The organism is Wenzhouxiangella indolica (assembly GCF_042310355.1).
Taxonomy (GTDB): domain Bacteria; phylum Pseudomonadota; class Gammaproteobacteria; order Xanthomonadales; family Wenzhouxiangellaceae; genus Wenzhouxiangella.
Window position 1 is genome coordinate 1 of record NZ_JBHJMR010000038.1, and the last position, 646, is coordinate 646.

Sequence of the window (646 nt, forward strand, 5' to 3'; positions counted from 1 at the left end):
CCGATAACCCATCATTTGATACTGCCATCCTTGGTCGGAATGCAGTATCGGTTTTTCCCCCGCTAATCGGTTCACCGCCTGGGTCAACATTCTGGTTATCTGCTCAAAATTCGGACTTCTCGCCACATCATAAGCAATAATTTCGTTATTAAACAAGTCTTTAATCGGCGATAAATACACTTTGCCTTCCGCACATTTGAACTCGGTGATATCCGTTACCCACTTCTCATTCGGCATCGTTGCCGTAAAATCCCGTTGCAACAGATTATCGGCAATGTGTCCCACTTTGCCTTGGTAAGAACGATATTTTTTCTGCTTACTTTTTCATTTTAACCCCAAACGTTGCATTATCGCTTGCACCCTTTTGTGGTTGATAATCAAGTATTTCCTTAATTCCAAGGTAATTCGACGATAACCATAATTTTCGTCATTTTTGCGATAAATTTCCTCTATTTTCTGTGAAATCGCTACATTTTTATCCGACTTTGGCTTGAGATGATAAAAGAACGAACTGCGTGCCAATCCGATTAGTCTGAGTAACAATTCCAACGGGAAACGCGAGCGTAAGGCATTTACGATGACGGCTTTTTCTGCATTTTTTGTTGGTTGAGTTCCTGCAACTTTTTTAGCATTGCATTCTCCGCTT

At 41.0% G+C, this 646-nt stretch carries 1 pseudogene; it reads right to left on the reverse strand.

Annotated features, from left to right (window positions below):
* Positions 1-646, reverse strand: a pseudogene (locus ACDC67_RS15890) (IS3 family transposase); the annotation flags it as partial.